This window comes from Pseudomonas extremorientalis (assembly GCF_001870465.1).
Classification (GTDB): domain Bacteria; phylum Pseudomonadota; class Gammaproteobacteria; order Pseudomonadales; family Pseudomonadaceae; genus Aquipseudomonas; species Aquipseudomonas extremorientalis.
This window is the reverse complement of record NZ_MDGK01000004.1, coordinates 15,509-40,861: the sequence shown is the minus strand read 5'-3', so window position 1 is coordinate 40,861 and position 25,353 is coordinate 15,509. Positions and strand designations below refer to the sequence as shown.

General features: G+C 61.8%; 24 protein-coding genes. 12 read left to right on the top strand and 12 right to left on the bottom strand.

Annotated elements, in window-relative coordinates; all coding sequences use genetic code 11:
• Window positions 1-12 precede the first annotated feature (12 nt).
• The 4 genes from alr (at window position 13) to BFN10_RS01060 (ending at window position 4,403) form a co-directional block, all read left to right on the top strand.
• Window positions 13-1,086: an alanine racemase gene (alr, locus tag BFN10_RS01075; RefSeq protein ID WP_071488061.1), complete on the top strand. Its 1,074-nt coding sequence runs from the start codon at window positions 13-15 to the stop codon at window positions 1,084-1,086.
• 116 nt (window positions 1,087-1,202) lie between these two features.
• The gene (locus BFN10_RS01070) at window positions 1,203-1,751 is read left to right on the top strand and encodes a cupin domain-containing protein (protein ID WP_003176893.1); all 549 of its coding nucleotides are present in this window, start codon (window positions 1,203-1,205) and stop codon (window positions 1,749-1,751) included.
• 181 nt (window positions 1,752-1,932) lie between these two features.
• Window positions 1,933-2,343 (top strand): c-type cytochrome, encoded by a 411-nt coding sequence (locus tag BFN10_RS01065; RefSeq protein ID WP_043293857.1) that lies wholly within the window; start codon window positions 1,933-1,935, stop codon window positions 2,341-2,343.
• 137 nt (window positions 2,344-2,480) lie between these two features.
• Window positions 2,481-4,403: an acetyl-CoA hydrolase/transferase C-terminal domain-containing protein gene (locus tag BFN10_RS01060; protein WP_071488060.1), complete on the top strand. Its 1,923-nt coding sequence runs from the start codon at window positions 2,481-2,483 to the stop codon at window positions 4,401-4,403.
• A 70-nt stretch (window positions 4,404-4,473) separates the two neighbouring features.
• On the opposite strand, the gene BFN10_RS01055 is transcribed toward BFN10_RS01060, so the two are convergent.
• On the bottom strand, window positions 4,474-5,046 hold the full coding sequence (locus BFN10_RS01055; RefSeq protein ID WP_025856334.1) for a xanthine phosphoribosyltransferase: 573 nt from the start codon (window positions 5,044-5,046) through the stop codon (window positions 4,474-4,476).
• A gap of 58 nt (window positions 5,047-5,104) precedes the next feature.
• Window positions 5,105-7,114 (bottom strand): DNA helicase Rep, encoded by a 2,010-nt coding sequence (rep, locus tag BFN10_RS01050; RefSeq protein ID WP_071488059.1) that lies wholly within the window; start codon window positions 7,112-7,114, stop codon window positions 5,105-5,107.
• Between the two features lie 256 nt (window positions 7,115-7,370).
• Here rep and BFN10_RS01045 point away from each other — a divergent pair, with 256 nt between their 5' ends.
• Entirely contained in the window at window positions 7,371-9,035 is a 1,665-nt protein-coding gene (locus tag BFN10_RS01045) for a putative bifunctional diguanylate cyclase/phosphodiesterase (RefSeq protein WP_071488058.1), read from the top strand.
• A 66-nt stretch (window positions 9,036-9,101) separates the two neighbouring features.
• Here the strand turns inward: BFN10_RS01045 and BFN10_RS01040 are convergent, their stop codons facing one another.
• A complete protein-coding gene (locus BFN10_RS01040; RefSeq protein WP_071488057.1) occupies window positions 9,102-10,505 on the bottom strand; it encodes a NorM family multidrug efflux MATE transporter in 1,404 nt (467 codons plus the stop codon).
• A 149-nt stretch (window positions 10,506-10,654) separates the two neighbouring features.
• On the opposite strand from BFN10_RS01040, the gene BFN10_RS01035 reads away from it, so the two are divergent.
• Both BFN10_RS01035 and BFN10_RS01030 read left to right on the top strand, forming a co-directional pair.
• Window positions 10,655-11,575 carry a LysR substrate-binding domain-containing protein gene (locus BFN10_RS01035; protein WP_058424225.1) on the top strand — a complete coding sequence of 307 codons (921 nt, stop codon included), beginning with the start codon at window positions 10,655-10,657 and terminating at the stop codon, window positions 11,573-11,575.
• A gap of 176 nt (window positions 11,576-11,751) precedes the next feature.
• Window positions 11,752-13,728, top strand: coding sequence for a methyl-accepting chemotaxis protein (locus BFN10_RS01030; protein WP_071488056.1), 1,977 nt, complete (start codon window positions 11,752-11,754; stop codon window positions 13,726-13,728).
• A gap of 3 nt (window positions 13,729-13,731) precedes the next feature.
• Here the strand turns inward: BFN10_RS01030 and BFN10_RS01025 are convergent, their stop codons facing one another.
• The gene (locus tag BFN10_RS01025; RefSeq protein ID WP_071488055.1) at window positions 13,732-14,646 is read right to left on the bottom strand and encodes an ABC transporter six-transmembrane domain-containing protein; all 915 of its coding nucleotides are present in this window, start codon (window positions 14,644-14,646) and stop codon (window positions 13,732-13,734) included.
• 114 nt (window positions 14,647-14,760) lie between these two features.
• On the opposite strand from BFN10_RS01025, the gene BFN10_RS01020 reads away from it, so the two are divergent.
• Window positions 14,761-15,345 carry a TetR/AcrR family transcriptional regulator gene (locus BFN10_RS01020; protein ID WP_071488054.1) on the top strand — a complete coding sequence of 195 codons (585 nt, stop codon included), beginning with the start codon at window positions 14,761-14,763 and terminating at the stop codon, window positions 15,343-15,345.
• Here the strand turns inward: BFN10_RS01020 and BFN10_RS01015 are convergent.
• On the bottom strand, window positions 15,342-16,838 hold the full coding sequence (locus tag BFN10_RS01015) for a YifB family Mg chelatase-like AAA ATPase (protein ID WP_071488053.1): 1,497 nt from the start codon (window positions 16,836-16,838) through the stop codon (window positions 15,342-15,344). The two genes, BFN10_RS01020 and BFN10_RS01015, sit on opposite strands and share 4 nt — an antisense overlap.
• A gap of 213 nt (window positions 16,839-17,051) precedes the next feature.
• On the bottom strand, window positions 17,052-17,315 hold the full coding sequence (locus tag BFN10_RS01010) for an accessory factor UbiK family protein (RefSeq protein WP_071488052.1): 264 nt from the start codon (window positions 17,313-17,315) through the stop codon (window positions 17,052-17,054).
• 422 nt (window positions 17,316-17,737) lie between these two features.
• Here BFN10_RS01010 and glnK point away from each other — a divergent pair, with 422 nt between their 5' ends.
• The 4 genes from glnK (at window position 17,738) to sutA (ending at window position 20,515) form a co-directional block, all read left to right on the top strand.
• On the top strand, window positions 17,738-18,076 hold the full coding sequence (gene glnK, locus BFN10_RS01005) for a P-II family nitrogen regulator (protein ID WP_002555808.1): 339 nt from the start codon (window positions 17,738-17,740) through the stop codon (window positions 18,074-18,076).
• 34 nt (window positions 18,077-18,110) lie between these two features.
• Window positions 18,111-19,448, top strand: coding sequence for an ammonium transporter (locus BFN10_RS01000; RefSeq protein ID WP_071488051.1), 1,338 nt, complete (start codon window positions 18,111-18,113; stop codon window positions 19,446-19,448).
• A gap of 211 nt (window positions 19,449-19,659) precedes the next feature.
• The gene (locus tag BFN10_RS00995; protein ID WP_010567185.1) at window positions 19,660-20,085 is read left to right on the top strand and encodes a secondary thiamine-phosphate synthase enzyme YjbQ; all 426 of its coding nucleotides are present in this window, start codon (window positions 19,660-19,662) and stop codon (window positions 20,083-20,085) included.
• A gap of 103 nt (window positions 20,086-20,188) precedes the next feature.
• Window positions 20,189-20,515 (top strand): transcriptional regulator SutA, encoded by a 327-nt coding sequence (gene sutA / locus BFN10_RS00990; RefSeq protein ID WP_071488050.1) that lies wholly within the window; start codon window positions 20,189-20,191, stop codon window positions 20,513-20,515.
• A gap of 184 nt (window positions 20,516-20,699) precedes the next feature.
• On the opposite strand, the gene BFN10_RS00985 is transcribed toward sutA, so the two are convergent.
• The 6 genes from BFN10_RS00985 to lptM are packed head-to-tail and all read right to left on the bottom strand — an operon-like array spanning window position 20,700 to window position 25,285.
• Complete coding sequence (locus tag BFN10_RS00985) at window positions 20,700-21,395, bottom strand: HAD family hydrolase (RefSeq protein ID WP_071488049.1); 696 nt, start codon at window positions 21,393-21,395, stop codon at window positions 20,700-20,702.
• A complete protein-coding gene (xerC, locus tag BFN10_RS00980) occupies window positions 21,392-22,291 on the bottom strand; it encodes a tyrosine recombinase XerC (protein ID WP_071488048.1) in 900 nt (299 codons plus the stop codon). The genes BFN10_RS00985 and xerC overlap by 4 nt, the downstream gene beginning before the upstream one ends.
• 2 nt (window positions 22,292-22,293) lie before the next feature.
• A complete protein-coding gene (locus BFN10_RS00975) occupies window positions 22,294-23,010 on the bottom strand; it encodes a DUF484 family protein (protein WP_071488047.1) in 717 nt (238 codons plus the stop codon).
• 13 nt (window positions 23,011-23,023) lie between these two features.
• Window positions 23,024-23,854 carry a diaminopimelate epimerase gene (gene dapF, locus BFN10_RS00970; RefSeq protein ID WP_038843551.1) on the bottom strand — a complete coding sequence of 277 codons (831 nt, stop codon included), beginning with the start codon at window positions 23,852-23,854 and terminating at the stop codon, window positions 23,024-23,026.
• A gap of 3 nt (window positions 23,855-23,857) precedes the next feature.
• Window positions 23,858-25,105, bottom strand: a complete 1,248-nt coding sequence (gene lysA, locus BFN10_RS00965) for a diaminopimelate decarboxylase (protein ID WP_071488046.1) — start codon at window positions 25,103-25,105, stop codon at window positions 23,858-23,860.
• 9 nt (window positions 25,106-25,114) lie between these two features.
• A complete protein-coding gene (gene lptM / locus BFN10_RS28560; protein ID WP_010207449.1) occupies window positions 25,115-25,285 on the bottom strand; it encodes an LPS translocon maturation chaperone LptM in 171 nt (56 codons plus the stop codon).
• Window positions 25,286-25,353: the final 68 nt, after the last annotated feature.

Genomic DNA, 25,353 nt, shown 5'->3' with positions numbered 1-25,353 from the left:
AAGCCTGCCGCCATGCGTCCTGCCCGTGCCCTGATCGACCTCCAAGCCCTGCGCCACAACTACCAATTGGCCCGTGAAGTCACGGGTGCCAAGGCCCTTGCCGTGATCAAGGCCGATGCCTACGGCCATGGTGCCGTACGCGTTGCCCAGGCGCTGGAAGCCGAGGCGGACGGGTTTGCCGTGGCTTGCATCGAGGAAGCATTGGAGCTGCGCGCCGCCGGGATTCGTGCGCCGGTGCTGCTGCTGGAAGGTTTCTTCGAGGCGGATGAGCTGCCGCTGATCATCGAACATGATTTCTGGTGCGTGGTGCACTCGCTGTGGCAATTGGAGGCCATCGAGCAGGCCAGACTGAGCAAGCCGCTGACCATCTGGCTCAAGCTCGATTCCGGCATGCACCGTGTGGGCCTGCACCCCAAGGACTATCACGAGGCTTACCAGCGCCTGCTGGCCAGCGGCAAGGTGGCCAAGATCGTGTTGATGAGCCATTTCGCCCGCGCCGATGAGCTTGACTGTGTGCGCAGTGATGAACAGGTGGCTGTGTTTGACGCGGCGCGCCAGGGTTTGTCGGCCGAGGTCAGCCTGCGCAATTCGCCATCGGTGATGGGCTGGCCGGCGGTGTCCAGCGATTGGGTGCGCCCTGGCATCATGCTCTACGGCGCGACGCCGTTTGGCGAGGACCAGGCCGTGGCCGCGCGTTTGCAGCCGGTGATGACCCTGGAATCCAAGGTGATCTGCGTCCGTGAACTGCCGGCCGGTGAGCCGGTGGGTTACGGCGCCAAGTTCATCACGCCCAAACCCATGCGTATCGGTGTGGTTGCCATGGGCTATGCCGATGGCTATCCGCGTCACGCGCCGACGGGGACGCCGGTACTGGTGGCCGGGCAGCGCAGCCAATTGCTGGGCCGTGTGTCCATGGACATGCTGTGCATCGACCTCACGGACGTGCCTCAGGCTGGCCTCGGTTCCACCGTGGAGCTATGGGGCAAAAATATCCTCGCCAGTGACGTCGCAGTCGCCGCCGAGACCATTCCGTATCAGCTCTTTTGCAACCTGCGCCGCGTGCCGAGGCTCTATTCCGGCGCTTGACCGCCGGGTACGAACGCAACCGCCCGGGATTTAGGCCCAAGTGTTGTAAATACTGAACGCTGTCGCCATGATAACGCTCAATTACAACAAAGCCTGAATCCTAGGAGGCTCCTGCATTGGACGTCGGCGAACGACTGCAATCCATCCGTAAACTGAAGGGTCTGTCCCAGCGCGAGCTCGCCAAGCGCGCGGGTGTCACCAACAGCACCATTTCGATGATCGAAAAAAACAGCGTCAGCCCCTCGATCAGCTCCTTGCGCAAGGTGCTGGGAGGCATCCCCATGTCGATGGTCGAGTTCTTTTCCGAGGAGATCCTCCAGGAAATACCGACGCAGATCGTCTATAAAGCCAATGAGCTGATCGACATCTCCGACGGCGCCGTCACCATGAAACTGGTAGGCCGGGCGCACCCTAGCCGGGCCATCGCGTTTCTCAACGAGATCTACCCGCCGGGCGCCGACACAGGCGAAGAAATGCTCACCCACGAAGGTGAAGAAACCGGGATTCTGGTGGAGGGTCGCCTGGAGTTGGTGGTCGGTCTTGAAACTTTTGTGCTCGAAGCTGGCGATAGCTACTACTTTGAAAGCACCAAGCCCCATCGTTTTCGCAATCCGTTCGACGTGCCGGCGCGACTAATCAGCGCAGCCACGCCCGCGAACTTTTAAGAAAAGAGGCGTCCTGCCAGCGTTGCAGAGGCACCCGAGCTGTATTCCGTGGGGTCGAATCTCCCTTTATTTAATAGGGTTGTTTCGGCCAGGCGGGCTAACCGTTATACTTTCGCCGCCTGCGAAACCGTGGCCGCAGGCGTGAATAGCCACCATTGAGGGTGAACGCGTGAACCTAATTATGAAAATGCTGGCTGCACCAGCAACCGTACTGGCCCTATGGGCTGTCAGCGCTCAAGCTGCGACCAATGATGATATTGCCAAGCGCCTGGAGCCTGTTGGCCAGGTCTGCGTCCAGGGCCAGGAATGCAAGGGCATGGAAGTGGCGGTCGCCGCAGGCGGTGGCGCTGCGAAGACGCCGGATGACATCATCGCCAAGCACTGTAATGCTTGCCACGGCACCGGCCTGTTGGGCGCGCCGAAAATCGGCGATACCGCAGCCTGGAAAGAACGCGCCGATCACCAGGGCGGCCTCGATGGCATCCTGGCCAAGGCGATCACCGGTATCAACGCCATGCCGCCAAAAGGCACCTGCGCCGATTGCTCGGATGATGACCTCAAGGGTGCAATCAAGAAGATGTCCGGCCTCTGATCCGCCGATCTTCGTCAAAAATGCCGCTTACGAGCGGCTTTTTTGTGCCTGCGATTCGTGTTTCAGCGCTGTTCATTGCAGCAAAGACCCGGCAAGCTCGGTCCAACCCCTAATCATGGAATGTTCAGGAGGGTCGGATGGTGCAGTTGTGTTCAATCGAGCAAGCAGTTGACGACGTACTGGCGCGGTTGCCGGCGCATATCCACATGGGCATGCCCCTCGGGCTGGGCAAGCCGAACCGGTTTGCCAATGCCTTGTACCGGCGCATCGCCAAGTTGCCGGAGCGGGCGCTGACGATCTATACCGCGTTAAGCCTGGGCCGCCCGACGATGGGCGATGGTTTGCAGAAACGCTTTCTCGAACCCTTTATCGAGCGGGTGTTCGGCGATTACCCCGAACTGGATTTCCTCGCCGACCTGCACAACGACAGCCTTCCGAACAATATCCACGTCCAACAGTTTTTCATGCAGCCTGGCAGCCTGCTGCACAGCGAGTCGGCGCAGCAGGATTACGTCAGCAGCAACTACAGCCACGCCGCTCGCGACATAAACGCCGCCGGCCTGAACCTGGTGGCGCAGTTGGTCGCCAGCAGTGCCGAACACCCTGATCGCCTGAGCTTGAGCTGCAACCCGGATATCACCCTCGACCTGCTGCCGATGATTGCCAAGCGCCGCGACGCCGGCGAGACCGTGCTGATCGTCGGGCAAGTCCACACCGATTTGCCCTACATGCCCGGCGACGCAGAGCTGGGCATGGATACCTTCGATTACTTGATCGATGAAAAAGACAGCACCACGCTGTTCTCCACGCCGAACATGCCGGTGGGTTTCCAGGACCACTTCATCGGCCTGCATGCCAGCACCCTGGTGCGCGACGGCGGCACCTTGCAGATCGGTATCGGCTCCATGGGCGATGCGCTGACTGCCGCGCTGCTGGCGCGTCAGGCCGACAACGAGTCCTATCGGTCGCTGCTGACGGACCTGGAGGTGTACCAATGGGCGCCGCTGATCAGCCGTGAAGGCGGTGTCGATCCCTTCGCCCGGGGCCTTTACGGGTGCAGCGAAATGTTCGTCAACGGCCTGCTGGTGTTGGCGGACGCGGGGATTATCCGTCGCAAGGTCTACCCGGACGTAGCGACGCAACAGCAGGCCAACGCCGGCACGCTCGACGATGCGGCGCAGCCCGACGGCATTTCGATCCACGGCGGATTTTTTCTTGGCCCGCGCAGTTTCTACCAGCGCCTGCAGGAAATGACCCACGCCAAGCGCCTCGAATTCAACATGACGCGCATCAGCTACATCAACGAGCTGTACGGCCAGGAAGAACTCAAGCGCCTGCAACGCCTGGATGCGCGGTTTATCAACAGCGCGATCATGGTGACGCTGCTCGGCGCGGGTGTGGCCGACCAGTTGGAAGACGGTCGTGTGCTCAGTGGTGTGGGCGGGCAGTACAACTTTGTGGCCCAGGGCCATGCGCTGGAAGGTGCGCGGTCGATCCTGATTCTGCGCAGTTGGCGCGAGTCGGCGGGGGAGGTCAGTTCCAATATCGTCTGGGACTACGGCCACTGCACCATTCCCCGGCATCTGCGGGATATTGTCATCACGGAATACGGCATTGCAGACTTGCGCGGGCAGACGGATGCCAAGGTGATCGAGGCGTTGCTCAATATCACCGACTCACGCTTCCAGGACGATTTGATCAAGCAGGCGCAAAAGGCTGGCAAGTTGCCCAAGGATTTCCAGCTGGATCCGCGCTTTGCCGAGAACACGCCGGAGCGGTTGCAGGGGATTCAGGCACGCCATCGTCGGTTGTTTCCGGAGTATCCGTTGGGAAGCGATTTCACCGATGAAGAGCGGGATTTGTTGCGGGCGCTGAACTGGCTCAAGAGCAAATTCAAGCTGACGGAGATTCTGGAGCTGGGCAAGGCGGCGTTGGATGCGCCGCAGGCGCAGGTGTTTCCCAAGCATCTGGAACGCATGCAGTTGACCAAGCCGGAAGGCTTGAAAGAGGATCTGTACCAGCGGCTCCTGCTCGCCGGCCTGCAGGCCACCGCGCACTAACCGACAACACAGGGTCGATGTGGGAGGGGGCAAGCCCCTTCCCACTTTTACCACCACTTTGAGGCAGGGGTTATTCGATGAAGGTGACGACGCCACCTTCCAGCGACTTGACCCGCGCCAGCGATTCAACCCGATAACCCTGCGCATCCAATTCCGCACGGCCGCCCTGGAACGACTTCTCGATCACGATCCCCAAGCCTGCCACGGTTGCGCCGGCCTGCTTGATGATCGAGATCAGCGCCTGGGATGCCTTGCCGTTGGCCAGGAAGTCATCAATCACCAGCACGCGGTCGCTGCTGGTCAGGTGGCGCGGCGAGATCGCCACGGTGCTTTCGACTTTCTTGGTGAAGGAATACACCGTTGCCGACAGCAGGTTTTCGGTCAGGGTCAGGGACTGTTGCTTACGCGCGAATATCACCGGTACACCCAGGTTCAGGCCGGTCATGATCGCTGGCGCTATGCCCGACGCTTCGATGGTGACGATCTTGGTGATGCCCGAGTCCTTGAACAGCGCGGCGAATTCGTCGCCGATCAACTTCATCAGTGCCGGGTCGATCTGGTGGTTCAGAAAGGCGTCGACCTTGAGTACCTGATCGGAAAGCACGATGCCTTCTTCGCGAATTTTCTTGTGCAGTGCTTCCACGGAAAGCTTCCTCTAATGGCGCGTTGTGCGCCGAAAGTAGATTGAAAAGTAGTCGATTCTAGCGCTTTAACATCGCGCGTATGTCCGCCAGGGCGGTGTTGCCGCGAACGGCCTTCACCTCGGTCGGGGTGTCGTCATTGCCTTCCCAGGCCAGGTCGTCCGGCGGTAGTTCATCCAGGAACCGGCTGGGGGCACAATCGATGATTTCGCCGTACTGCTTGCGCTTGGCGGCGAAGGTGAAGGCCAGGGTCTGACGCGCGCGGGTAATACCCACGTAGGCCAGGCGGCGTTCCTCTTCGATGGTGTCGGCTTCGATGCTGGAACGGTGCGGGAGGATTTCCTCTTCCATGCCCATGATGAACACGTAGGGGAATTCCAGGCCCTTGGAGGCATGCAAGGTCATCATCTGTACACCTTCGGCGCCGTCTTCCTCTTCCTGCTGGCGTTCGAGCATGTCGCGCAGCACCAGCTTGCCGATGGCGTCTTCGACGGTCATCTCGCCGTCTTCGTCTTTTTCCAGGGTGTTCTTCAGCGCTTCGATCAGGAACCAGACGTTGCTCATGCGGTAATCAGCGGCCTTGTCGCTGGAACTGTTGGTGCGCAGCCAGTTCTCGTAGTCGATGTCCATGACCATACTGCGCAGCGCGCTGATCGGGTCTTCGCCGGCGCACTGCTCGCGCACCTTGTCCATGAAGCGCTTGAAGCGCGACAAGCGATCGGTGAAGCGTGAGTCCAGGTGTTCGCCCAGGCCGATTTCGTCGGTGGCGGCGTACATCGAGATCTTGCGCTCAGTGGCGTAGTTGCCGAGCTTTTCCAGGGTGGTGGAGCCGATCTCGCGACGCGGCACGTTGATCACGCGCAGGAAGGCGTTGTCGTCGTCCGGGTTCACGATCAGGCGGAAGTAGGCCATCAGATCTTTTACTTCCTGGCGTCCGAAAAAGCTGTTGCCGCCCGACAGGCGATACGGCACCTGGTGGTGCTGCAATTTCAGCTCGATCAGCTTGGCCTGGTAGTTGCCGCGATAGAGGATCGCGAAATCGCTGTAGGGCCGGTCGGTGCGCAGGTGCAGGCTGAGGATCTCGACGGCCACGCGTTCGGCTTCGGCGTCTTCGTTGCGGCAGCGGATCACGCGGATCTCGTCGCCGTGGCCCATCTCGCTCCACAGTTGTTTTTCAAACTCATGGGGGTTGTTCGAGATCAACACGTTGGCGCAGCGCAGGATGCGGCTGGTGGAGCGGTAGTTCTGCTCCAGCATCACCACTTTCAGGGACGGGTAGTCGTCCTTGAGCAGCATCAGGTTTTCCGGGCGGGCGCCGCGCCAGGCGTAGATCGACTGGTCATCGTCACCGACCACGGTGAACTGGTTGCGCTTGCCGATCAGCATTTTTACCAGCAGGTACTGGCTGGCGTTGGTGTCCTGGTATTCGTCCACCAGCAGGTAGCGCACCTTGTTCTGCCATTTTTCGAGGATGTCGGCGTGTTCCTCGAACAGCTTTACCGGCAGCAGGATCAGGTCGTCGAAGTCCACTGCGTTGAACGCCTTGAGCGTGCGCTGGTAGTGGGTGTAGACGATGGCGGCAGTCTGTTCCTTGGGGTTGCGTGCGTTTTCCAGGGCCTGGGGCGGCAGGATCAGGTCGTTTTTCCAGGCGCCGATCATGTTCTTGATCTCATCCACGCCGTCGTCGCCTGCGTATTCCTTTTGCATGATGTCGGTCATCAGCGACTTCACGTCGGTCTCGTCGAAGATCGAGAAGCCCGGCTTGTAGCCCAGCCGCGCATGCTCCTTGCGGATGATGTTCAGGCCCAGGTTGTGGAAGGTACACACGGTGAGGCCACGGCCTTCGCCACCCTTGAGCAGGGTGCCGACGCGCTCTTTCATTTCCCGCGCGGCCTTGTTGGTGAAAGTCATGGCGACGATGTACTGGGCGCGGATGCCGCAGTGCTGGATCAGGTGCGCGATCTTGCGGGTGATCACGCTGGTCTTGCCGGAGCCTGCGCCGGCGAGCACCAATAGAGGGCCGCCGACGTAGTTCACGGCTTCTTGCTGCCGGGGATTGAGTCGGGACATACAGAATTCAGGGAGTCGTTGTTCAAAAGGGCGGGCATTTTAACAGGCTGGCAGGATTCTGCTCTGTCAGAACGACAGTGTGACGTACCACTCGATCTAAATTTGCCGGTTTTGATACTTTGCCGCAGGATGTGAGGGTTGTTTTGAGGCTAATGTTCACAGTTCGCGTGTTTGAAAACCCCTATCATTGGTGATTCTCAGGCCGCACGTCATAATGCCCGTCGCCACGAATTTTTGCAGAGTCTAGGGAGCTAGCTTGTCTACGCCTGTCGAACCCTTGCGTTTGCTGCTGCTGGCCGATGAGCCCGCGTGGGCAGCGTTATTGCGCGAGTGCCTGGCGCCGATGGGCGATGGGGCTGTGCTGATCAGCGCACCAAACTGGGAATCCGTGAGCCGTCTGTTCGATGACGACCACAGCGCCGTGCTATTGACCACGCCCAGCCTGCAACCCGGGCCTGGCCGTTGCAGCCTGCCGTGCGTATTGTTGCTGGAACAGGAACCGCTGGTTTCACCGCTTGGCGTCAGCGATTGGCTGGTGCGTGACGTATTGGATGCCGATACAGTGCGCCGCTGCCTGCGCCACGTCCGCGAGCGCGGCGTGCTGGAAAACACCCTGCAACGCCTGGCCGAGCAGGACCCGCTCACCGGCATCGCCAACCGCCAGGGCTTCCAGACCCTGTTGACCGCGCGCCTGGCCGAGAATGAAGGGCGTGGCCTGGCCCTCGGTCACTTGGACCTCGACAACTTCCGCCACGCCAACGATGCCCTCGGCCACCAGGCCGGCGACCGGTTGATCCTGCAAGTGGTGTCACGGCTCAAGAGCCAGCTGGAGGTCGGCGACCAACTGGCGCGCCTGGGCAGCGATGAATTCGCCCTGCTGATCGATACCCGCCGTGCACCCCAGCGTGCCGAGTGGATGGCCGAGCGCATTACCGAGGTCATGGCCGAACCCTATTGGGTGGATGGCGAAAGCCTGCTGATCGGTTGCAGCCTGGGCGTGGCCCATGCCCGCGCTCGCGCCGGTGCCGACCCTTTGATGTGGCACGCTCATATCGCCATGCAGCAGGCCAAGAGCACCCAAGGCTGCACCTTTCATATCTTCAACGAACGTATTAACCGCAACGCGCGCAGCCTGGCCGACCTGGAAAGCGAGCTGCGCCGCGCCTTGCGCCGTGACGAACTGGAGCTGCATTACCAGCCACGCCTGGACCTGGACGACGGCCATATCGTCGGCCTGGAGGCCCTGGTGCGCTGGCGTCATGGCGAGCGCGGCCTGTTGCCACCAAGTGAATTCGTGCCGTTGGCCGAGCAAAGCGGCCTGATCGTGCCGCTGGGCTACTGGGTGATCTCCCGGGCCCTGCGCGACATGCAGGACCTACGCGAACGCGGCCTGCCGGCGTTGCACATGGCGGTCAACCTGTCGTTCCGCCAGTTCCAGGACAGCCAGTTGCTCTCCACACTCAGCCGGCTGATTGCCGAGCGGGGCGTGGAGGCGCAATGGCTGGAGTTCGAACTGACCGAAACCGCCGTGATGCGCCGCAGTGACCTGGTCAAGCAGACCATGGATGCCCTCGGCCGCCTGGGTGTGCGGTTTTCCCTGGATGACTTCGGTACGGGTTTCTCATCGTTCGTGCACCTCAACAGCCTGCCGATTGCCTTGTTGAAGATCGACAAGAGCTTTGTCGGTGGCATGGAGGAGCGCGAAGAAAACCGCAAGCTGGTGCATGCCATGATCAACCTGGCGCACAACCTCAACCTGGAGGTGGTGGCCGAAGGGGTGGAGACGCCTGAGCAACTGGCGCTGTTGCGTTTGTTTGGCTGCGACCAGGCCCAGGGTTACCTGATCAGCAAGCCGCTGCCGTTGCCGGAGTTGGTGGAGTACCTGACCTTCGGCAAAAGCCAGCAAGCTTTGCTCGGTTAGGAATGTGGGAGGGGGCTTGCCCCCGATGACGGAGTGTCAGCCAGCTCTTCTTTTACTGACCCACCGCTATCGGTGGTAAGCCCCCGCCCACATTTCCTGCCCTGGCGGCTCTCGCCGAATCATCCGCTTCATCTTCGCCTCAAACGCCCAGGTCAGGCTCACTGCCGCGCATGCCAGGCCCAGCGCCAGGCCCCACCACACACCGGTCGGTCCCCAGCCCAGGGTGAAGGCCATCAGCCAGGCCGATGGTGCGCCAATCAACCAATAGCAGCCCGCGCCGATCAGGAAGGTGGTCTTGGCGTCCTTGAGCCCGCGAATGCAGCCCATGGCGATGGTCTGCACGCCATCGAACAGCTCGAACCAGGCGGCGACGGCCAGCAGGCTGACGGCCAGGACGATCACGTCGTGGAACGCCGGGTCGTTGTGGTCGATGAGCAGTCCGATCAGCGGGTCGGAATAGAGCCACAGCACGGCAGCAAATCCCAGCATGATCGCCGCGCCAAAGCCGATGCCGACACGACCGGCCAGGCGCGCCTGCAGCAACTGCCCGGCGCCGTAGTGCTGGCCGATGCGCATGGTCACCGCGTAGGACATTCCCGCAGGCACCATGAACGCCACCGAGACGATCTGCAATGCGATCTGATGCGCCGCCAACTGCGTACTGCCCATGGTGCCCATGCACAGCGCCGCAAACGCAAACAACCCGACCTCCACCGCATAGGTGCCGCCGATCGGCAGGCCCAGGCGCCACAGTTCGCGCAGGTACTGGGTGTTGAGGCGCAGCAGGCCTGTGCTCAGCGGGTAGGCCGCATAGGTGCGGTTGCTGCGGATGTACCACATCAGCGTCAGCGCCATGCCATTGGCAACGATGGCCGTGACCAGGCCGATACCCATCAGGCCGAGCTTGGGCAGGCCGAACATGCCTTCGATCAGCGCGTGGTTGAGCAGGTAGTTGGCTACCGTGCCGCCAAGGCTGATCACCATCACTGGCGTCGCCTTGCCGATTGCACTGGTGAAGCCGCGCAGGGCCATGAAACTCAGGTAGCCGGGCAGGGCGAACGGCAAGATCGTCAGGAATTGCCCGGCCGAGTGCACGTTGGTCTCGGTCTGGCCAAACATCAGCAGCACTGGCTTGAGGTTCCACAGCAGCAAACCGGCCGCCAGGGCCATCAGCCACGCCAGCCATAGCCCGGCCTGGGTCAGGCGGGTGGCGCCGTCGATATCGCCCGCGCCGTGACGGATGGCCACCAGCGTGCCCACGGCGGCAATCACGCCGATGCAGAAAATCGCCACGAACGAGTAGGTCGCCGCGCCCAGGCCGCCACCGGCCAGGGCTTCGGGGCTCAGGCGCGCCATCATCAGGGTGTCGGTCAGCACCATCAGCATGTGAGCCAACTGTGAGGCAATCAACGGCCCTGACAGCCGCAGAATGGCCCAGAGTTCGGTACGTGCCGGATGTTGCATGATCATCACGCTCGACAAGTCAGAGGGTTGGGGAAGGCTTGATTCTCGGCGCTCTGGGTTAATTACACAAAAGGATTAAAGCGATGGTGTGCATGACTTAAACTCATGTGTATTGATCTGATAGTGTTGGTGGATCGCTATGCAGGAATTTACCGATGTCTCGTCGCCTTGCTCCGCTGTATGCCTTGCGCGCATTCGAGGCCGCCTCTCGGCACAATTCCTTCACCCGGGCAGCGGAGGAGCTATCCATCACGCAAAGTGCGGTGAGCCGACATATCCGCACGCTGGAAGAGCATTTCGCCTGTCGCCTGTTCCAGCGCAGTGGCCGCACCTTGCAGCTCACCGAGGCGGCGCGCCTGCTCTTGCCGGGCGTGCGCGAAGGTTTTGCAGCGTTGGAGCGGGCCTGCCATACCCTGAACGCCGAAGACGACATCCTGCGCATGAAGGCACCGTCGACCCTGACCATGCGCTGGCTGCTGGCGCGGCTCAGCCGCTTCCGCGCGTTGCAGCCGGGCAATGAGGTGCAACTGACCAGCGCGTGGATGAGCGTGGACGAGGTGGATTTCAACCAGGAGCCCTTCGACTGCGCGGTGCTGCTGAGCTACGGGCACTTCCCGGCGGACTGGGAGGCCAGCTACCTGTTTCCGGAGCTGCTGATCCCGGTAGGTGCGCCGAACCTGCTGGAGGACGGGCCCTGGGATGCTGCACGCTTGGCCACCGCTGAATTGCTGCACCCCACGCCCGACCGTCGCGATTGGCGCAATTGGTTGGAGCGCATGGGGTTGTCATCCCAGGTGTCGCTCAAGGGCGGGCAGGTATTCGATACCCTCGAACTGGGCATGATCGCCGCTGCGCGGGGTTACGGTGTGTCCATGGGCGACTTGCTGATGGTGGCCGAAGACGTGGCCCAGGGACGCCTGAGCCTGCCCTGGCCAACGGCGGTGGCCAGTGGCGAAAACTACTACCTGGTATGGCCTAAAACCCGCCCCGGCGGCGAGCGTTTGCGGCGCCTGGCGGAGTTTCTGCAGGCGGAAGTCAAGGCGATGGAATTGCCCCAGGTCGAACGCCTCGAGTGAGGGGCGACAGACTGTTTGTGCAATCGTTTGCGTGATACCCCTGCGGATCGCTCAAGTATTGCCTCGGCTCGCCGAAGTAGGTGTGTTGGAACCATCGTACACCAACGTTCCCACTGGATAATTTGCCGAGCAACGCTATGAGATCAGGATGATCCTGGCCTCGGCCAGGAGCCGTCATGTCTCAACCTCGCGCCCGGATAGCCTCCCAGTTAGGCCTGGCATTAGCCGTGATTCTGGCTGTCGTCATCAGCGGCAGCACCGTGTTTGCCTTGCGTTCCCTTGACTCCGCCAACCTCGCTACCCGCGAGGAGCACCTGGCCAGCGAGGCACGTTTGCTCGCCGACCAACTCAACACCTTCCACAGCACCTTGCGCGAAAGTACCCAGCGTTTGAGCGGGCTGTTTGAAAAGCGCTTCGGCGCTGGCTTGAGCGTGCATGCGGACCAGTCTGTGACCGTGGCCGGTGTGCAGACGCCGAGCCTGTACCTGGGCAATCAGGTGTTGAACAACAACTTCAATGAAGTGGATGATTTCAAGCAGATGTCCGGCGGCGTGGCCACGGTATTCGTGCGTAGCGGCGAAGACTTTATCCGCATCAGCACCTCGTTGACCAAGCAGGATGGCAACCGGGCCATCGGCACGGTGCTGGATCGCCAGGGCCCGGCTTACCAGCGGGTGCTCGGCGGGCAGACCTATATCGGCCGCGCGGTGCTGTTCGACCGCTCCTACATGACCCAGTACAGCCCGGTGCGCGACAGCAGTGGGCAGGTGATTGCGGTGTTGTTCATCGGGTTCGACTACACCGATGCGCAGAATGCCCAGTTCGAGAACCTCAAGCGTTTCCGCATCGGCCAGACCGGCTCCCTCGCCTTGCTGGATGAGCAGAAGCGCTGGCTTGTACCGCCGGCGGGCGTGCAGGCGCTGGATCAAGCCGTACCCGTGATGCTGGACCTGGCCAAGACGCCGGGCACCGGGCGCTTCTGGGCAGACAAAAACGAAGATTTCTACAGCGTGTCGGTACCCTTCGAGGGCGGGCCATGGGCCGTTGTCGCGAGCATGCCCAAGGCTGAGATCCGCTCGGTGACGTGGGACGTCGGTATCCGCCTGGTCGTAGGCAGCGTGCTGGCCATGCTGCTGGCGGTCGGTGCAACGGTGTGGCTGCTGCGCAGCAAGCTGGCGCCGTTGGGCGACCTGGTGCGCCAGGCCGAAGCCTTGGGCGCGGGCGACTTGAGCGCGCGCTTGAATGTGTCCAGTCATGACGAAATCGGCCAACTGGCGCGCAGCTTCAACCAGATGGGTGAAGCGCTGTCGACCATGGTCTCGCATATCCGCAAGGCGGCTGAAGAGGTCAACAGCCGTGCGCAGGCGCTGTCCGGCTTGTCCGGTGGCGCCTATGAAGGCATGGAGCAGCAGTCCGGCGAGATCACCAGCATGGCCGGCGCGGTGGAAGAGTTCAGCGCCACCTCGCTGAACATCGCCGACAACATGGGCAGCACCGAACGCCTGGCCCAGGAAAACGCCCAACAAACCCGCATCGGGCGCAACTCGATGCAAGAGGCGTCGTCATCCCTGGAACACATCGCTGCCGCGCTCAACAGCACAGCCACGGTGATCAACACCCTGGGCCAACGCTCCCAAGAGATTGGCGGAATCGTCGGCGTGATCACCTCGATTGCCGACCAGACCAACCTGCTGGCGCTCAACGCTGCCATCGAGGCTGCCCGCGCCGGTGAGCAGGGCCGTGGGTTTGCGGTGGTCGCCGATGAAGTGCGCAACCTGGCGTCACGCACCCGTGAGGCTACCGATGAAATCTCCGGGATGATCCAGAGCATCCAGCAGGAAACCGGCAACGCCATCAGCACCATGGAACACGGCAATGTGCTGATGCAGGAAGGCCTGTCGCGCAACGCCGACGTGGCTTCGGCCCTGGCGCGGATCGACGAGCAAAGCCGCTCGGCCGGTCAGCAGTTTGCCGCGATCACCACCGCCACCCAGGAACAGAGCAGCACCGCGACCTTGCTCAGCAGCAACTTGCAGAGCATCGCGCTGGCCAATAGCGAGCAGCGGGAAGTGGTGTCGAACCTGGCGATTACCGCCAAGGAACTGGAGACCCTGGCGGCAGGCTTGCGGCATGAGGTAGATCGGTTTCGTTGAGGCCTAGCGGTCGCCCAGGCCGGGGTCCACGCGCTTGCCGATGTCCTTCAGGCGCGCCAGTTGGTCGACCATGCCGGGGGCTTCGTCCATGCTGGTGACGAAGGTCCACAGGTAAGTCATGACTGCATAGATATGGCCGGCCTTGACCGCGGGTGACTGCGCCAACTGGCTGATGGCGACCACAAACAGCAAGGCGGCCAGCGTGCCAAGAAACAGGTACGCAGCCGCCTCGCGGTCTGACAGCCAGATGCGCAGGCGCGAAAGCACCTGGTAGTGGCGCCGCAGGGTCGGTGCGCCGACCTTTTCCACCAGGCCGATTTCTTTTTCCAGCCGGTTGTTCAACCGTTCATGCAGCGCTTGGTTGCGCCGGGCAAAGCGTGGCAACAACGTGATGCACAGCACTAGCGCGCCCAGGCACGCCAGGCCTACCCAAGGCTCGATCACCATCAACATCACTGCCGCGCCGATAATCGACACCAGCGCCGTGGCGATGATCGGTACATGCTTTTCAAAGAAGTCGACGAACTCCCGAGCAAGCACCACCCGCGCCGCCGATTTCGACGTGCTGTGGTTCTGCAGGCGTTGGTTGAGGATCACCGGCACCGCCAGATCGGCGTAGATCCGCGTGAAAGTCCGCGTATCCAACGCCCGCCGCGCCGCGCCGACCACCCAGAACGCCAGGACCACGGCGGCGTAGAGCAGCGCGTTACCCGTGTCGCCGCGGATGATCGCGTCCACCGCAAACCCGGCAAACAACGGGTAGGCCAGCAGCAGCGCGTTCTCCAGCGCGACCAGCGACAGCGTGGCGGACAGCTTGCCCGGATAGGCTTTGGCAATGGCCTTGAGCGTCTGGCCGGCGGATTGCTGGCCGATTTTCTGACTTTCTTCGATCAGGATTTGCGGTGTGACGGATGACATGGGGTGCACCAAAGGAGTGATAGACGCTATTATTGAGCGACTGCTCAAGTATCCTTGAGCGATCGCTCAAAAAGCAAGCGCCGCTTATCTGCCGGTGCCTGGAAGGAATTGCCCATGTCGCGTATCGACCGTAAAGACCAGATCATCGCCGCCGCCCTGGAACTGTTTCGCAGCAAGGGTTTTGCCGATGTGTCCACCCGCGACCTGGCCGAACATGCAGGCCTGTCCCGCAGCCACGTCTATCACTACTTCAGCGACTGGAAGGAACTGCGCCGCGAAGCCTTCGTGCGATTTGCCAACGAACAGCTGGACGAAGTACGCGCGCCCCTGGCAGAAGCAGCGCCCCTGGAAGCTTTTGTGGGTTTTTTGCGCGACTGCCTGCCAAGCACCGCCGATGCGGGGTGGGCGCTGTGGCTGGATGCCTGGGACGAAGCCATGCAGGACCCGGAAATGGCCCAGGCTTACCTGGCGATCAACGCCCAATGGCAAGGCATGCTCGCCGAAGTGATCGAGCGGGGTGTGGCTGCCAACGTCTTGCGTTGTGACTCGCCACAACGCGCTGCCCGCCAGATCTTTGCCGTGGCGATGGGCTATGCCGACGACCTGATGCTCAAACCCTCCATGGAGTCGGCCGAAGCGGCCCTGGATGAAGTGATGGAAGTGGCGCGGCTGCTGCTGGACTTCCCAGAGGCGCCCTAGCCGACGGCCGCGGGCCGATATTGCAGCGCTTCCGCCAGGTGCGGTCGAGTGATGTTATCGGCGTGCTCGAGGTCGGCCAGGGTACGCGCCACTTTGAGCAGGCGATGGGCCGCGCGCAGGGATAGCGTCAACCGTTCACAGGCGGTTTCCAGCCAGCCTTCATCGGTCTTCGTCAGCTTGCAGTGCTTGCGCAGCCCTGGCAGATCAAGGAACGCATTCGCACAGCCCTGGCGTTGCCGTTGGCGATCGCGGGCCTGGGCGACCCGTGCCGATGCCTCGGCCGTGTTATCGCCCACCTGCTGGGTTGGATTCAACGCGGTGGTTTCCCGCGCCACAGTGAGGTGCAAGTCGATGCGGTCCAGCAAAGGGCCGGAGAGCTTGTTGCGATAGCGCTGAACCTGCTCCGGCGTGCAGCGACAACGCCCGTTGGGTTCGCCCATGTACCCGCAAGGGCAGGGGTTCATGGCGGCTACCAGTTGGAAGCGGGCCGGGAAGCTGACGCGATCGCGGGCGCGGGAAATGACGATGTGGCCCGATTCCAGAGGCTCGCGCAGCACCTCCAGCACCTTGCGGTCGAACTCCGGCAATTCATCGAGGAACAGTACGCCGTGATGGGCCAGGGTAATCTCCCCAGGCTGCGGTTTCGACCCGCCGCCCACCAATGCCGGACCTGATGCAGAGTGGTGCGGCTGGCGAAACGGTCGGTGTGGCCAGTGACTCAGCGGTGCCAGGCTGACGACCGACTGGATAGCCGCCACTTCCAAGGCTTCCTGCTCGCTCAACGGTGGCAACAAACCCGGCAGGCGACTGGCAAGCAGTGTCTTGCCGGTACCGGGCGGGCCGCTGAACAGCAGGTTATGCGCGCCCGCCGCCGCGATCAGCAGTGCGCGCTTGGCGGCGAGCTGGCCCTGTACTTCGCTCAGGTCCGGGTATGGCTTGTTCAGGTACAGCAAGCCGTCGGACTTGTAGGGCTCTATGGGCTGATGCCCATTCAGGTGCGCCACGACCTGCAGCAAATGATCTACCGCAATCACCTTCAACCCCGAGGCCAGGCACGCCTCCTCGGCATTCGCCCGCGGCACTATCACGGTGCGCCCGGCCTTGCGTGCCGCCAACGCGGCCGGCAGCACGCCTTTCACTGCTCGCACTTCGCCGGACAGCGCCAACTCGCCGAGGCATTCCACCTCATCGAGCATCAGCGCCGGCACTTGAACGCTGGCCGCCAGGATGCCCAGCGCTATCGCCAGGTCAAAGCGCCCGCCGTCCTTGGGCAGGTCGGCGGGTGCCAGGTTGAGGGTGATGCGCCGGGCAGGGTATTGCAGGGCAGAGTTGAGAATGGCGCTGCGCACCCGGTCCTTGCTTTCCTTGACGGCGGTTTCCGGCAAACCCACCAGGGTGAGGGATGGCAAACCGTTGGCCATGTGCACTTCGACGGTGACGGCAGGGGCTTCGACGCCGATCTGGGCGCGGCTGTGGACGATGGCGAGGGACATGCTCGTTCCTTGAAAAGAGGGCCGCTTCCTGCGGTTTTTCAAGGGTAGACGAGGTGGAGAAATGCGAGGCGAGGGAGGTTTTACAGAACGTATCCAGCGTCGTTCGCAGCGCTTTATGTGGGAGCTGGCTTGCCTGCGATAGCATCGCCTACGTGCAACTGATACACCGAGGCGTCTGCATCGCAGGCAAGCCAGCTCCCACACTGACCGCGTTTATTCAGCAGAGGGCGGCGTCAGTCGTGCTTCCAGCTCCGCCACCTTCGCCTCCAGGCTCTCCAGCCGCGCACGTGTGCGGGCCAGCACCACCATCTGGCTATCAAACTCTTCCCGGCTCACCAGGTCGAGTTTGCTGAAGCCGCTTTGCAGCAGCGCCTTGAACTGGCTTTCGATTTCATTGCGGGGCAGCGGGGTGTCGCCGCTGAACAGGCGAGAGGCGTGGCCGCTCAGGGCGTCGAGGAGGTCTTTGGGCGCGAGCATGGGAAATATTCCGGAATACTGTTGGCCGGCAGTGTACCACGCAGCGTCTATAGTCTTTTCCGTGGCGGCGAGCGCACGCTTTTCGCGCAGCGGGTCGGGCGGTGTCGCACTGTTTTTGTGCGCATTGCCGCCATCAAAAAGCCCCGCAGTTGGGCAAAAGTGAGCAAAGGACTGATTTCAGTGATTTTTACGGAGCTGGCAAGGTTTCTGCTTAGACGATCATGACCCATGCACTGATGCAGTCGCTGTGACGAATGCAGTGCGCCGACGGATCAGGGGTACAGGTTTCGTCACCAGTGGTTCGCTGGCGTCGCAACGGCAAATGCCGAGGCGACGACGCGTTACAAAGCCAGGCACTGCGCTTAGACTTGAGACGGGTTTGTTTTCCTGGGGCAAGTCCACCAATTCGGGAGAGAGTTTTCATGAAGCTAGTCACTGCCATCATCAAGCCGTTCAAGTTGGACGATGTACGCGAGTCGTTGTCCGAGATCGGCGTGCAGGGCATTACCGTTACTGAGGTCAAAGGCTTCGGTCGGCAGAAGGGTCACACCGAGCTGTATCGCGGCGCGGAATACGTAGTCGATTTCCTGCCGAAGGTGAAGATTGATGTCGCGATTGACGACAAGGATCTTGACCGGGTTATCGAGGCGATAACCAAGGCCGCCAACACTGGCAAGATCGGTGACGGCAAGATCTTCGTGGTCAATCTGGAACAGGCTATTCGCATCCGTACCGGCGAAACCGATACCGACGCAATCTAAGCCGCCAAACCCCAACGCCCCAGGAGAAAACAATATGACTCTGCGTAAATTCGCAGGGCTCGGAGCCCTGTTGTCCATCGTAATGCCAAGCCTGGCCATGGCGGCAGACGAAGTGGCGGCTCCAGTCCTCAATTCCGGTGACACAGCGTGGATGCTCACATCCACCGCGCTGGTGCTGTTCATGACCATTCCAGGCCTGGCGCTGTTCTACGGCGGCATGGTGCGCTCCAAAAACATTCTTTCCGTGATGATGCAATGCTTCGCCATCACTGGCCTGATCAGCGTGTTGTGGGTCATCTACGGCTACAGCATCGCGTTCGACACGACCGGTATGGAGCAGGGCGTCGTCAACTTCAACTCCTTCTTCGGCGGCATGGGCAAGGCGTTCCTGGCGGGCGTAACCCCGGCCAGCATCACCGGGCCTGCGGCGTTGTTCCCGGAAGCGGTGTTCATCACCTTCCAGATGACCTTCGCCATCATTACCCCGGCGCTGATCGTGGGTGCGTTCGCCGAGCGTATGAAGTTCTCCGCGATGCTGATCTTCATGGCCATCTGGTTCACCCTCGTCTATGCGCCAATCGCACACATGGTCTGGAGCGGTAATGGTGGCTTGCTGTGGGACTGGGGCGTGCTGGACTTCGCCGGTGGCACAGTGGTGCATATCAACGCCGGTGTGGCTGGCCTGGTGGCGTGCATCGTGCTCGGCAAGCGTAAAGGCTTCCCGACCACCCCGATGGCACCGCACAACCTCGGTTACACCCTGATCGGCGCGGCCATGCTGTGGATCGGCTGGTTCGGCTTCAACGCCGGCTCGGCCGCTGCGGCCAACGGCACTGCCGGCATGGCGATGCTGGTCACCCAGATCGCTACCGCTGCTGCGGCGCTGGGCTGGATGTTCGCCGAGTGGATCACCCACGGTAAGCCAAGCGCACTGGGCATCGCCTCGGGTGTGGTGGCTGGCCTGGTAGCCATCACCCCAGCCGCTGGCACCGTCGGGCCGATGGGCGCCCTGGTGATCGGCCTGGTCGCCGGTGTGATCTGCTTCTTCTGCGCCACCAGCCTCAAGCGCAAGCTTGGCTACGACGACTCCCTGGACGCATTTGGCGTGCACGGTATCGGCGGTATCGTCGGCGCGATCCTCACCGGTGTATTCGCAGCCCCTGCGCTGGGCGGCTTCGGCACGGTGACTGACGTGGCTGCACAGGTCTGGATCCAGGCCAAAGGGGTCGGCTTCACGGTGATCTACACCGCTATCGTGACCTTCATCATCCTCAAGGTGCTGGACATGGTCATGGGCCTGCGGGTGACCGAAGAGGAAGAGGCGGTCGGCCTCGACCTGGCGCAACACAACGAGCGCGGCTACAACCTGTAAGTACGCGAAAAAAAGATGCCCGGCTTGCCGGGCATTTTTTTGTCTGTTGTTTGTCAGTCATAACGAGCTGTACCGGTTTTTATCCAGTGTTTGTGATGGGATGCACACGGCACTTTTCCGCATGCCAATGTCTTACAGGCATGTAGGCGTATTCGGCACTTTGTTTTTTCCCTGAGCGCGCTAGAATGCGCGCCGATGGGCGGAGAACTGTATGTGGCAACAGACCCTGATTACCCTGCGGGCCAAGCCCCGGGGCTTTCACCTGGTAACCGATGAGTTGCTGGCCGGCTTGCCTGAATTGAAGGCCTGTCGCGTGGGCTTGTTGCATCTGTGGCTGCAGCACACCTCGGCCTCGTTGACCGTCAACGAGAATGCCGACCCGGCGGTACGCCGTGACTTCGAACGTTATTTCAATTCGCTGGTGCCGCAAGGCCTCGCAGGGTTCGAACACAACGACGAAGGTCCGGACGACCTGCCGGCGCACTTCAAGGCCAGTCTCCTGGGCTGCCAGCTGAGTTTGCCGGTGAAGGCCGGCCGCTTGGCGATGGGGACCTGGCAAGGTGTTTATCTGGGCGAGCACCGTGATCATGGCGGTGCTCGTAAAGTCCTCGCCACCTTGCACGGTGATGGGGCATAAGCCACTGGTTAACCAGTGGATGTTGATTTTTTTCCGGCAGCCGTCGACAGAGGGTGAAGCTGGGCTATAACTAATCTGCTTTTCGCAAGTCATGAGGTAGAACATGAGCGACGATGATCTGGAAAACGACGAACTCGAAGTAGGTGACGAAGACGACACCGAAGAAGGCCTTGAAGCGGCGGCGGAAGACGTTGCCGACGAGGACAGTGGCGATGATGCGCCTGTCCCGGCCGCCAAAGGCAAAGCCAAGGCAGCTGTGTCGGTAGACGAATTGCCAAGCGTTGAAGCCAAGAACAAAGAGCGTGATGCCCTGGCCCGTGCGATGGAAGAGTTCCTCGCTAAAGGCGGCAAAGTGCAGGAAGTCGAGGCCAACGTGGTGGCAGACCCACCGAAGAAGCCGGATAACAAGTACGGCAGCCGACCTATTTGAGGTCAGTCACCTGCTTGTAAGAAAAAGCCCGCCGTCGCTGCGGGTTTTTTCATGCCTGGACGTTACCGGCGATAAAAAATGTGGGAGGGGGCTTGCCCCCGATAGCGGTGTATCAGCCAACGAATATATTGGCTGACCCACTGTAATCGGGGGCAAGCCCCCTCCCACATGCTGACCTACGGTGTTACTTCCAGCTGCGCAGCAGTTCCGGCAACTCTGTCAGGCTACGAATCTGCGCATCCGGTCGCTTGTCCCCCTCCCATGCCTTACCCGTCGGGTTGAACCACACCGCCCGTAGCCCCGCCTGCTGCGCCCCGGCGATGTCATCCCCCGGGTGATCGCCAACATGCACCGCCGCACCAGCGTCCACGCCACCACGTTGCAACGCTTCCTGAAACAACCGCACATCCGGCTTGGCGATGCCGATATCTTCGGCCCGCAGCGCAAAATGGAAGTAGTCCGCCAGGCCAACACGCTGCACATCGGCATTGCCGTTGGTGATCACACCCAGCAGGAAATGCTGGCGTAGCGCCTGGAGCATAGGCTCGGCTTCGGGAAACGGGGTGAGCCGGTGGCGCGCATGAATGAATGCTTCGAAGCACACATCGGCCATTTCCGTGGCCTCAGGCTGCGGATAACCAGCCTCCTCAAATGCATGCATCAACACCCGGTGACGCAGGATGCTGATGCGGTGTTTCAGCTCGGGATGGCGCTCCAGCACCTGTTGGCGAAGACTGGCGAAGTGCTCCAGCGGCAAATCGCCGACCTTGGCGGCGTTAAGCGCCAGCCATTCGCGCATCGATGCCTCGGCGCTGATGATGACAGGTACGTTGTCCCAGAGCGTGTCGTCCAGGTCGAAGGTGATCAGCTTGATACTCATGAGTCGCCGTCCTTGATGCGTTTGGCCCTTGGGTGGGCGCTGTCGTACACCGTTGCCAGGTGTTGGAAATCCAGATGGGTATAGATCTGTGTGGTCTTGATATCGGAGTGGCCCAGTAGCTCTTGCACGGCGCGCAGGTCCTGGGACGATTCCAGCAGATGGCTGGCGAAAGAGTGTCGCAGCATATGTGGGTGCAGGTTCTGCCCCAGCTCTCGCTCCCCGGCGGCCTTCACCCGCACCTGAATCGCCCTGGGTCCAAGACGCCGGCCTTGCTGGCTGACGAACACCGCATCGTCCGCCGGGTTGGTCAGCAGGCGCAGCGGCAACCACAGCTGCAATGCTTCCCGTGCCTTGCGGCCTACCGGTAGGACGCGGGTCTTGCTGCCCTTGCCGAGCACTTGCACCAGCCCGTCTGCCAGGTCCAATTGATCCAGGTTCAGGCCGGTCAGCTCAGAAAGGCGCAGGCCCGAGGAATAGAACAGTTCCAGAATCGCTTGGTCGCGATGGGCCAGGAAGTCATCCTCGACCGCACCGTCCAACAGTTGCAGGGCACGGTCAGTGTCCAGGGTCTTGGGCAGGCGCCGCTCGCCCTTGGGTGGCGACAGGCCGTTGGCCGGGTCGTGGTCGCACAGGCCTTCACGGTTCAGGTAGTGATAGAGCCCACGCACCGCCGAGAGCAGGCGCGACAGGCTGCGCGAGGATTGGCCGGCCTGGTGCAGTCGCGCGATCAGGCTGCGCAGGCCCTGGATATCCAGGGCCTTCCAGCTGCTGATCTGTTGTTTTTCGCAGTAGGCCAGGACCTTGTTCAAGTCCCGTCGATAGGCTTCCAGGGTATGGGGCGACACCTGGCGCTCGTTGCGCAGGTGAGCGCAGTAAGCGTCCAGTTGCCGTTCCATGGCTAGCGCACCGCGCGCAGGGCGGTGGTGAAACGCGGCAAGACGCGGCCCAGTACTTCGGCGATGTAGGTCAGGAACAAGGTACCCACGGAGCTTTTGTAGTGCTGAGGATCGCGGCTGGCGATGGCCAGCACGCCATGCAGGCCTTGATGACTGAGGGCGACGACGGCAGTGGAGCCGATCTGCTTGCGCTGTTCGGCCCCGAACAGGAAGTCCAGCTCATGCTCACGCAAGGTGCCGCTGATGGTCTTGCCTTCGGACAGCAGGCCACCGATGGTGGTTTGTGCGTCGCTGCCGCTGACCCAACGACCCACCGGCATCGGATTGTCGCTGAACAGGATCAGGCTCACGAACGGCACCTGGAAGTCCTGGCGCAGGCTGTCTTCCACGGCGATCACCGTTTCTTCCAGGCTGGTGGCGTCCATCAAGGTCAGGATCAGGCGGCGGGTTTTCTCGAACAGGCGGTCGTTGTCGCGGGCGACGTCCATCAAGTGCGAGAGCTTGTGGCGCATTTCAATGTTGCGCTCGCGCAGGATCTTCATCTGCCGCTCTACCAGCGACACGGTATCCCCGCGTTGATGGGGGATGCGCAGGGCCGGCAACAGCTCTTCGTGTTCGACGAAGAAGTCCGGATTAGCCTCAAGGTACGCCGCGACAGCAGCGGCCTCCAGGCTGTTGCTCGGGGATGCTTGTGCGGGTACTTGAGGCTTATCGGTCATTGGCTTGGCTCACTCATAGACGGACCTGTCCTTCGTATACGCGCGAGGCCGGCCCGGTCATCATCACCGGGTGGCCAGGGCCAGCCCACTCGATGGACAAGCGTCCGCCGGGCAGGTCGATCAGCAGTGGCGAATCCATCCACCCCTGGCTGATCGCGGCCACGGCAGCGGCGCACGCGCCGGTGCCGCAGGCCTGGGTTTCGCCGGCGCCGCGTTCCCATACACGCAATTGCGCGCGGGTACGGTCGATCACCTGCAGGAAGCCCACGTTGACCCGCGCCGGAAAGCGCGGGTGGTGTTCGATTTTCGGCCCCAATTCATGCACGGGGGCGTTATTGATGTCGTTGACCCGCAGCACCGCATGGGGGTTGCCCATGGACACGGCGGCGATATCGACGGTCTTGCCATCAACGTCCAGGGCGTAGCTGACAGCTTGCTCGGTGGCCTGGAACGGAATATCCGCCGGCACCAGGCGTGGCGCGCCCATGTTGACGCTGATCTGGCCATCACTGCGGATATCCAGCTCGATCACGCCGCTCTTGGTCTCGACACGGATCTGCCGCTTGGCGGTCAGGCGCTTGTCCAGCACAAAGCGTGCGAAGCAGCGCGCACCGTTGCCGCACTGTTCCACTTCGGAGCCGTCGGAGTTGAAGATCCGGTAACGGAAATCCACCTCCGGATTGCTCGGCGCCTCGACGATCAGCAACTGGTCGAAACCAATGCCGGTGTGACGATCGCCCCACTGTTTAGCGTGCTTGGGCAGGATATGCGCGTGCTGGCTGACAAGGTCGAGGACCATGAAATCATTGCCCAGCCCGTGCATCTTGGTAAAACGCAGCAGCATGGCTTACTCCGGCAGCAGGCTTTCGCCAGCATACAACTCGGCTACCGTCTCGCGGCGACGCACTTCAAACGCTTGATCACCGTCCACCAACACCTCGGCGGTACGCCCGCGGGTGTTGTAGTTGGAACTCATGACAAACCCATAGGCACCGGCCGAATGCACGGCCAGCAGATCGCCTTCTTCCAGGGCCAGCTGACGATCCTTGGCCAGGAAGTCGCCGGTCTCGCAGACCGGGCCGACGATGTCGTAGGCGCGGGCTTCACTGGCGCGCGGCGTCACGGCGGTGACATTCATCCAGGCCTGGTACAGCGCCGGGCGGATCAGGTCGTTCATCGCCGCGTCGACGATGGCGAAGTCCTTGTGCTCGGTGTGCTTGAGGTACTCGACCTGGGTCAGCAGCACGCCCGCGTTGGCGACGATATAGCGGCCCGGCTCGAACATCAGCGTCAGGTCACGGCCTTCGATGCGCTCGCGCACGGCTTGGATATAGTCGGCAATCAGCGGCGGCTCTTCATCGCGGTAACGCACGCCCACGCCACCACCGAGGTCGATGTGGTGCAGGTAGATGCCGCATTCGCCAAGACGGTCGATCAGCGCCAGCAGGCGGTCGAGGGCATCCAGGAACGGAGGCAGGCTGGTCAGTTGCGAACCGATGTGGCAGTCGACGCCCAGCACTTCCAGGTTTGGCAGTTGGGCAGCGCGGATGTACACGTCTTCGGCGTCTGCAATGGCGATGCCGAACTTGTTCTCTTTGAGACCGGTGGAAATGTACGGGTGGGTGCCGGCGTCGACGTCCGGGTTGACGCGCAGGGATATCGGCGCGCGAACGCCCATCTCGGCGGCCACGACCTGCAGGCGCTCGAGTTCGTCGGTGGATTCGATGTTGAAGCAATGCACGCCGACTTCCAGGGCGCGGCGCATGTCTTCGCGGGTCTTGCCGACGCCGGAGAACACGATCTTGTCGGCTTTGCCGCCGGCAGCCAGCACACGTTCCAGCTCGCCACGGGAGACGATGTCAAAACCAGCGCCGAGGCGCGCCAGGACATTCAGTACACCCAGGTTGGAGTTGGCCTTGACCGCGTAGCACACCAGGTGCGGTACACCGTCGAGCGCGTCGGTGAACGAGCGGTACTGGGCTTCGATATGCGCACGGGAATACACATAGGTCGGGGTGCCAAAGCGCTCGGCAATCGCGGACAACGCCACGCCTTCCGCGAACAGCTCGCCGTCCCGGTAGTTAAAAGCGTCCATGGAGTACCCTTATTCGTAGGTGTCGTGCTTATGCGCTTTGGATGGTTTTTGCGACGATTGCGCCTGTTCATTCGGGTCTTTGCTGTCATCGGGCAGGTACAGCGGGCCTTTTTGACCACAGGCACTAACGAGGCAAGCGACCGCGACGAGCGCAGCAAGGGAAGAGATCAGGCGCTTCATGGCGAAATCCTTGAATATGCATTAATTGCGCCCGAGTATACCGACCACCCGCCAGCTTGCCTATGCGC

Coding starts and splice junctions, on each gene's coding strand:
- rep (WP_071488059.1), bottom strand. CDS start 7,114: ATGTCCCGACTCAATCCCCGGCAGCAAGAAGCCGTGAACTACGTCGGC.
- lysA (WP_071488046.1), bottom strand. CDS start 25,105: ATGGACGCTTTTAACTACCGGGACGGCGAGCTGTTCGCGGAAGGCGTG.
- dapF (WP_038843551.1), bottom strand. CDS start 23,854: ATGCTGCTGCGTTTTACCAAGATGCACGGGCTGGGCAATGATTTCATG.
- alr (WP_071488061.1), top strand. CDS start 13: ATGCGTCCTGCCCGTGCCCTGATCGACCTCCAAGCCCTGCGCCACAAC.
- glnK (WP_002555808.1), top strand. CDS start 17,738: ATGAAGCTAGTCACTGCCATCATCAAGCCGTTCAAGTTGGACGATGTA.
- BFN10_RS00995 (WP_010567185.1), top strand. CDS start 19,660: ATGTGGCAACAGACCCTGATTACCCTGCGGGCCAAGCCCCGGGGCTTT.
- xerC (WP_071488048.1), bottom strand. CDS start 22,291: ATGGAACGGCAACTGGACGCTTACTGCGCTCACCTGCGCAACGAGCGC.
- BFN10_RS01015 (WP_071488053.1), bottom strand. CDS start 16,838: ATGTCCCTCGCCATCGTCCACAGCCGCGCCCAGATCGGCGTCGAAGCC.
- BFN10_RS00975 (WP_071488047.1), bottom strand. CDS start 23,010: ATGACCGATAAGCCTCAAGTACCCGCACAAGCATCCCCGAGCAACAGC.
- BFN10_RS01040 (WP_071488057.1), bottom strand. CDS start 10,505: ATGATCATGCAACATCCGGCACGTACCGAACTCTGGGCCATTCTGCGG.
- sutA (WP_071488050.1), top strand. CDS start 20,189: ATGAGCGACGATGATCTGGAAAACGACGAACTCGAAGTAGGTGACGAA.
- lptM (WP_010207449.1), bottom strand. CDS start 25,285: ATGAAGCGCCTGATCTCTTCCCTTGCTGCGCTCGTCGCGGTCGCTTGC.
- BFN10_RS01020 (WP_071488054.1), top strand. CDS start 14,761: ATGTCGCGTATCGACCGTAAAGACCAGATCATCGCCGCCGCCCTGGAA.
- BFN10_RS00985 (WP_071488049.1), bottom strand. CDS start 21,395: ATGAGTATCAAGCTGATCACCTTCGACCTGGACGACACGCTCTGGGAC.
- BFN10_RS01030 (WP_071488056.1), top strand. CDS start 11,752: ATGTCTCAACCTCGCGCCCGGATAGCCTCCCAGTTAGGCCTGGCATTA.
- BFN10_RS01060 (WP_071488060.1), top strand. CDS start 2,481: ATGGTGCAGTTGTGTTCAATCGAGCAAGCAGTTGACGACGTACTGGCG.
- BFN10_RS01010 (WP_071488052.1), bottom strand. CDS start 17,315: ATGCTCGCGCCCAAAGACCTCCTCGACGCCCTGAGCGGCCACGCCTCT.
- BFN10_RS01035 (WP_058424225.1), top strand. CDS start 10,655: ATGTCTCGTCGCCTTGCTCCGCTGTATGCCTTGCGCGCATTCGAGGCC.
- BFN10_RS01065 (WP_043293857.1), top strand. CDS start 1,933: ATGAAAATGCTGGCTGCACCAGCAACCGTACTGGCCCTATGGGCTGTC.
- BFN10_RS01025 (WP_071488055.1), bottom strand. CDS start 14,646: ATGTCATCCGTCACACCGCAAATCCTGATCGAAGAAAGTCAGAAAATC.
- BFN10_RS01000 (WP_071488051.1), top strand. CDS start 18,111: ATGACTCTGCGTAAATTCGCAGGGCTCGGAGCCCTGTTGTCCATCGTA.